8 protein-coding genes are annotated in these 6,213 nt (G+C 39.2%); 4 read left to right on the top strand and 4 right to left on the bottom strand.

The window, feature by feature from the left end:
- Nucleotides 1–175 precede the first annotated feature (175 nt).
- Nucleotides 176–1,696 (top strand): flavocytochrome c, encoded by a 1,521-nt coding sequence (locus tag Q0A12_RS09150; RefSeq protein ID WP_291292344.1) that lies wholly within the window; start codon nt 176–178, stop codon nt 1,694–1,696.
- Nucleotides 1,697–1,780: 84 nt separating this feature from the next.
- Here the strand turns inward: Q0A12_RS09150 and Q0A12_RS09145 are convergent, their stop codons facing one another.
- Nucleotides 1,781–2,371, bottom strand: a complete 591-nt coding sequence (locus Q0A12_RS09145; RefSeq protein WP_291292343.1) for a CDP-alcohol phosphatidyltransferase family protein — start codon at nt 2,369–2,371, stop codon at nt 1,781–1,783.
- 216 nt (nt 2,372–2,587) lie between these two features.
- Nucleotides 2,588–3,028: a DUF1761 domain-containing protein gene (locus Q0A12_RS09140; protein ID WP_291292342.1), complete on the bottom strand. Its 441-nt coding sequence runs from the start codon at nt 3,026–3,028 to the stop codon at nt 2,588–2,590.
- Nucleotides 3,029–3,229: 201 nt separating this feature from the next.
- On the opposite strand from Q0A12_RS09140, the gene Q0A12_RS09135 reads away from it, so the two are divergent.
- Nucleotides 3,230–3,607: a YxeA family protein gene (locus Q0A12_RS09135; RefSeq protein WP_291292341.1), complete on the top strand. Its 378-nt coding sequence runs from the start codon at nt 3,230–3,232 to the stop codon at nt 3,605–3,607.
- A 243-nt stretch (nt 3,608–3,850) separates the two neighbouring features.
- Here the strand turns inward: Q0A12_RS09135 and Q0A12_RS09130 are convergent, their stop codons facing one another.
- Nucleotides 3,851–4,165: a hypothetical protein gene (locus tag Q0A12_RS09130; RefSeq protein WP_291292340.1), complete on the bottom strand. Its 315-nt coding sequence runs from the start codon at nt 4,163–4,165 to the stop codon at nt 3,851–3,853.
- A 191-nt stretch (nt 4,166–4,356) separates the two neighbouring features.
- On the opposite strand from Q0A12_RS09130, the gene Q0A12_RS09125 reads away from it, so the two are divergent.
- Together Q0A12_RS09125 and Q0A12_RS09120 are read left to right on the top strand one after the other, a co-directional pair.
- Nucleotides 4,357–4,815 (top strand): DUF5626 family protein, encoded by a 459-nt coding sequence (locus Q0A12_RS09125; RefSeq protein ID WP_291292339.1) that lies wholly within the window; start codon nt 4,357–4,359, stop codon nt 4,813–4,815.
- Between the two features lie 18 nt (nt 4,816–4,833).
- Nucleotides 4,834–5,391, top strand: coding sequence for a helix-turn-helix domain-containing protein (locus Q0A12_RS09120; protein ID WP_291292338.1), 558 nt, complete (start codon nt 4,834–4,836; stop codon nt 5,389–5,391).
- 123 nt (nt 5,392–5,514) lie between these two features.
- Here Q0A12_RS09120 and Q0A12_RS09115 read toward each other — a convergent pair whose 3' ends face one another.
- Entirely contained in the window at nt 5,515–5,727 is a 213-nt protein-coding gene (locus tag Q0A12_RS09115) for a hypothetical protein (protein WP_291292337.1), read from the bottom strand.
- Between the last annotated feature and the right edge of the window lie 486 nt (nt 5,728–6,213).

Below are 6,213 nucleotides of genomic sequence, written 5' to 3'. Positions count from 1 at the left end.
TGTTTATATAGGGACGTTGGGTTTGTTTTTGCTATCGTAAAGGGATACGAAAGCCAGTAAAATTGCTTGTTGTTTGTTGTTTTCGTTTGTTAATGATGTAACAATGGTGATGGGTCGGGTTTAAAAAGCGAAATCAAAAGCAATCAAACAAAAGAAAGAAAGTTGGGGGAAAAAAGTGAAAATAAGTGGATTAAAGAAATTAGTGATCGGCGCTGCAACTTTATTATTGCTTAGTGCTTGTGGTAGTGACGGGGCAACAAAAGATAGCGAAACAGCAAAAAGTTCAGCATCATCAAGTGAAACAGAAGTGGCTTCAGGTGCGTCTGAACAAGAATATACCGATCCTTCTGAATTAAAGGATCAATATGATATCGTCATCGTTGGTGCTGGTGGTGCCGGAATGGCCGCTGCTTTATCTGCCAAAGAAGCTGGTATGAATCCAGTCATCTTGGAAAAAATGCCAATCGCAGGCGGAAACACATTGAAATCTTCTGGTGGGATGAATGCTTCTGAAACAAAATTCCAAAAAGAACAAGGAATCGAAGACAGCAACCAACAGTTCTTTGATGATACACTAAAAGGTGGTAAAGGTACGAATGACCAAGAACTTTTACACTACTTAGTCGATAACTCAGCTTCAGCCATTGACTGGTTAGACGGCATGGGAATCACATTAGACAACATCAGCTACAGTGGTGGTGCAAGTGTGAAACGTATCCACCGTCCACATGATGGTTCTGCTGTCGGAACTTACTTGGTAGATGGACTATTGAGAAATATCCATGAAAAGGAAATTCCTTTGTTCGTAAATGCGGATGTGAAGAAAATCAACGAAAAAGATGGAAAAGTTACTGGCGTTTCTGTAAAAATCGGTGATGAAGAAAAAACAATCAATGGGAATGCAGTTGTCGTTACCACTGGTGGTTTTGGCTCAAACAAAGAAATGATTGAAAAATACCGTCCAGATTTAAAAGGGTATGTCAGCACAACATCTGAAGGTAGCACAGGAGACGGTATCAAAATGATCGAATCTCTTGGCGGTGCAACAGTTGATATGGATCAAATCCAAGTTCACCCAACAGTTGTTCAAGATACAGGGATGTTAGTCAGTGAAACAGTTCGTGGAGAAGGCGCAATCTTAGTTAACCAACAAGGTGAACGTTTCTACAACGAATTAGAAACCCGCGACAATGTTTCTGCAGCAATTACCGCTCTTCCAGAAAGCTACGCTTACTTGATCTTTGATGATGCGTTAGCAGGTCGTGCCAAACAAGTTGATTTCTACAAAGAACAAGGTGTAGTTATTGAAGCAGATACAATCGAAGACTTAGCGAAAAAAATTGATATGGATTCTGATACTTTGGCAAAAACATTGGATACATGGAATCAATCAGTTAAAGACAAAAAAGACGAAGCATTTGGTCGTGAAACAGCAATGGATTATGACTTAACAACTGGTCCTTACTATGCGATCAAAATCGCACCAGGAATCCACCACACAATGGGTGGTGTAAAAATCAATACCAATACACAAGTCTTGAAAAAAGACGGTTCTGTTATTGATGGTTTATACGCTGCAGGAGAAGTAACTGGTGGTATTCATGGACAAAACCGTATCGGCGGAAATGCAGTTGCTGATATCATGGTCTTTGGTCGTCAAGCAGGAGCTCAAGCTTCAGACTACGCGAAAAAATAAATAAGCATCACTATTCATAATAGATAGCACGCAAAAAACGTCCAGCTGTAATAAAAGCTGGACGTTTTTTTGATACTCCTGTTGCTAAAAGTTGCTGGATCGATGAGAAACAGTGAAAAAGCCTTTGGGATTCGGTTCGTAGTAAGTGCTGCGCCAGACAATCAGTGTTTCCTCTATAGATGAAAACAAAGCGAGCAGGAATGTCACGACCCAAATATATCCTGATACGCCACCAAAAGTAAATGCCACGAAACACAGGAGAAACAAGGCAAGACCCGTCATCTTGTTGCTCAATGTGTGCAGCATGCCCCATTGAGCAAACTTTACTTTGGTCAAAATCAAATTAAGGAATCGAACACTAGCGATTAAGACAATGCCATAAATGAGCCAATCTGGATAGATCTTGGTTTTAATGTAAAGAAAAAGGACAATGGACCAAAAAATAAAATCACCTAAACTATCTAGTTTTGAGCCCAAGGTTGTTTGCAATCGATATTTTCTGGCGATAAATCCATCTAAAACATCCGTCAATCCGCAAATGAGGTAGCAGATCGAAAACAAGGGCTGCTGATTGATCAATAAAAGACCAGCTAGCACGATCCGTGCAACGGACAAAAGATTAGGTAGATAGCTGATGGTGATCCCTTCTTTCTTTTTTGATCCTAGAATAAGCAAGAAACAACTGGCTGGCGGTGCGTGAAAAAATCAAGCCCATAAGTTCGTCCAAACCAGCGGAACAGATTGAAAGAAGAGGAGTAAGTGGGACTAGGATTTTCCTAAGACCTGCTAGCCCCCATCGTCATTCCACCTAGCTTTCGCTGATTGATTCCCACTATTTTTTCTGTTACGGATAGCCTCAGAGACGCTTAATTATGATTGTGTATAGCTCTGTTACCCTACCACTGGGAATAAGCCAATGATGACACCCATGACGATTAATTCGATTGCCCCATTCACTAAGTGCAGTCCAATCAATTTTTTACTTTGACCAGCATAAGCTGCATTTACGAAAGTTGCCACAGCAAATACGCCCAGCCATAGCAAAATAGCTACTTGCAAGCTCGTCATCATCCAACCGTCATGGTCAAACTTATTGAACCAATAGGTGACTTGTCCTAGTGTAAATGCCAGTAATAATCCGCCCACAGCTGTCCCACCAAAAGTAAAAACGATATCGCCAGCAGACATATGATGACTTTCTTTATTTAGCATGCCGGACTCTTTTGCCCAAAAGCGCCCCCAAGCATGGATCGGATTATAAAGTAAGCTCCCACTGATGATAAAAGCAAGTGTTGCCAAAAGAATAGCGATAAAATTGAAATGTGTAAGCATATAGGTACTCCTTTTTTTAATTATTGTAATCTTTTTTGTATTTGTTGCCTAGCTTGATATGCAGGATTAAGCAAATATCAATAAGTTGTAGAAATTTTCTTACACGAACCTTTCAATTTTGTTATTTTGGATTGGGACTTAAGGCCGATTTCCACTGTTTTTATTTTGTTAAGATAGAAATAGAAATGAAAGGAGTATCTTATGAAAACAATCTTACGAACAATTTTATCCATCAGCCTTTTTCTTATCCTTCTATGCGGAGGCATCATGTTCTACACTAATCGAGCTTCAGGGGAAGTAGCGGGGATTTTGGATCAGTTGAACCCACTGGTTCCAAAGAGTGAAATTTATGTAAAAACACAAGAGCCAGAATCGGTCAATAACTATGGCACGGCTCATTATAAGCAAGCAGCAGCTACTGCAGATGGTCAGACGCGAGTGGTTGAGTTTGAAGGGATCCAAGTCTTAAAAACGGACCGCTATTTAAAACTGACGAATAAGGGCGCTCATGTGGAGACATATGAAGAAATTGCCAAAGAAGAAGTACCGGCAGCCGCGCTGAAAGAAATTGACAAATGATAGGATAAGTCTGATGAGGAAAATGCAGAGGGAAACCAGCGGTAGCTCAAAACATTTTTTCACTACTGCTGATCCCTGGTGTGGAGCTATTTCTATGACTAAAATTTTTGACTGAAACAAAGTTATACACATATCAACAGCTTTATCCACAATATATAGTGGGAACTTATTTTCGCCTACAATATCTTGTTGTTTGTGCTGGTAGGATGCTTTTTCTACCGGCAAGAGCTATCGTTGTGCCGACTAAAAAGAATTTCTATGACGCTCGTTCAGCCACTGCTCTACGTGATCCAGTAAAAAATCTGTAACGAGATACGTTAGCAAAACTGCGAGAAAATAACCGAGCAGGTCGATTTGCAGTTGAGAATATTTTTCCACGGAAAAGAGTACCCATTGATTTTGAAGAGGTTCGTTGTTTCGATACCAAACGAATCTTAGGGGAAATCCTAACGCATATTCATATAAGGAACCAAATCGTTGAATGGAGGCGGGAAAAAGATAGACACTAAGAATAGGCAGACTGAAACTAAAAAGGAGAAGCTTGCTTTGTTTTTTCATTCTGACACCTCCGCAAAAAATACTACCTATCAATTATCACTATAATTGTTATAGAAGAAAAGCAACTTTTTGTTTACAATAAAGGAGAAACTAGGGATGTAAACCAATCGTTTCTCCCTGTAAACTCTTGGTTTCTCCCTGTATTTCGATAAAAACGATAGAGTAAAGCTAAAGATGAAAGGAGTGATGTCATGAAGAAATTAGTGTTTTTAGTCGCCTGCTTGTTAGGTTTTGCCGGGGGATCTCTTGTAGCCTCCGCTGATGAGAGCCATCCAGAAGAACTTGTTTATGAATTGACTGCTGGAACCGAACGTCAAGAAATAAGCTATCTTGATGAAGCAGGAGAGGAAGTCGTCTTATCGGTTGAATACGTTCAGCCTCTTGCACGAATCGCCAAAGGAACTTATAAAGTTTCTAAAACAGTCAAAGGAAGTTGGACTGCTTCCTACAATGTGAAGATCGATTCCAAAGAAAAGATCACTGCGGCCACAGATTTAAGCATCAAAGCATTGAAAGGAAGTATTACTTCAAGTTCCTTAACACACACCAGTACGAAAGCAACCTGCAGCTTTAAACAAAAAGCTGGAACGATTACAACAAGTGCAAGCGTGACCGCAACCATTTCTAATGGTAAACTAGTTGTAAAATAGGTGTAGGAGATGAAATTGGTGGCCTTAGCAGAACAACTCAAACGGTATCGTGAAAAAAGTGGGTTATCCCAAGCTTCTGTAGCGGAAGAATTGCAAATTTCTCGTCAATCGATTTCTAAGTGGGAAAATGGGCGCGGGTATCCCGATATTGATAATTTGGTATTACTGAGCAAGCTTTATCAAGTGTCTATCGATGAACTGTTACAGGAAAATGAGCAATTAAAAGAGCAGATCCAAAAGAACAATGTGGAAATCGAAGACAAAAAGAAAAAGTTGAACTTTATTACTCAGCAAATGTCTTCTGAGAAAGATGAAGGGCTGATTTTGTTGCTTTTAGCTGGAGTCTCTTCATTTATTTTTCCGTTAGGGATCCTATTAGGAGGATTTGCAATCTGGCGCAATAAAAAGACCAACTCTTTTTATCGATTGGTCTATGTTGTCTGCGCCATCGCATTGGTATTAAACATATATGATGGCTATGTGCATATTGCAAATATCTTGAATTGGGGTACAACAACGATCGAACAAGTGGGCCAGTTGACTGTAGAGGTAGCAAGAGCAAAAATGATGTTTTAACGTGATTCCTGATTACTGTAAAACAATCAAAAAAATCCTTTAAAAAGGACGCCATCCTAGTAAGCACTAGAAAAATATTCTAGTCGCTTTTACTAGGATGGCGTTTTTTTGGAATATCTGCAGCTATTTTTTCTTAGTCTTATAAACCAGATAGAAGATGATGGCAATCGTCGAAAGTGCTAAACCGAGTAGATTGTACATCAAGTCAGAGGCTGGTTCATAATGATGATGGTTAAAAACATTCAGTAAAAAAATCAAAAATGGGATCAAAAGAAACAACAACGTTACATTCTTTCGCCATGGAATAAACAGTGAGCCAATAATAAGAAATAACAAAACCGGAATCCAGAAAATCAATCCGCCAAGGGTTTCTATATTTCTTCACCTCCCTCTAGCTTTCTATATAGCCTTCTATCTAAAAAAGTAGAATACTTCTTTCATCTGAAAAAATTCCAAGAAAACAAAGAAATCTCTATGAATAGGTGGTGAGGAAAAAATAACATTTTTCAAGTAAGCACTTTTGTTGATTGCTAAATGGTTACTAGTTCAAGATAGTTGTTTGATGGATAGTATCTTTCGCAAGAGGAAAAGCCCCCTTAAAAGTAGATGGTTGCTAGCCATCGATTCGGTAGTGAGCCTCTGCCTTAGTGAGGATATAGAAACCATTGTCTTGGGATCACTCTACCTAAAGAAGCAATACATGAAAGAAGAATAATCTGGTTATACTTCTTTCATGTATTGCTTCAATTTCTCATAATTCAAGATATTTGCAATATGCACATAGCCATCATATATGTTTAATACCAATGCGATGGCGCAGAC

Origin of the sequence: Enterococcus sp. (assembly GCF_022711995.1) — a bacterium.
GTDB lineage: Bacteria > Bacillota > Bacilli > Lactobacillales > Enterococcaceae > Enterococcus_D.
This window is presented reverse-complemented; position numbering and strand designations above follow the sequence as displayed.

Excerpts from the sequence above, each read along its gene's own strand:
- Q0A12_RS09140 (WP_291292342.1), bottom strand. The coding sequence starts at position 3,028 with ATGCTTACACATTTCAATTTTATCGCTATTCTTTTGGCAACACTTGCT.
- Q0A12_RS09135 (WP_291292341.1), top strand. The coding sequence starts at position 3,230 with ATGAAAACAATCTTACGAACAATTTTATCCATCAGCCTTTTTCTTATC.
- Q0A12_RS09130 (WP_291292340.1), bottom strand. The coding sequence starts at position 4,165 with ATGAAAAAACAAAGCAAGCTTCTCCTTTTTAGTTTCAGTCTGCCTATT.
- Q0A12_RS09125 (WP_291292339.1), top strand. The coding sequence starts at position 4,357 with ATGAAGAAATTAGTGTTTTTAGTCGCCTGCTTGTTAGGTTTTGCCGGG.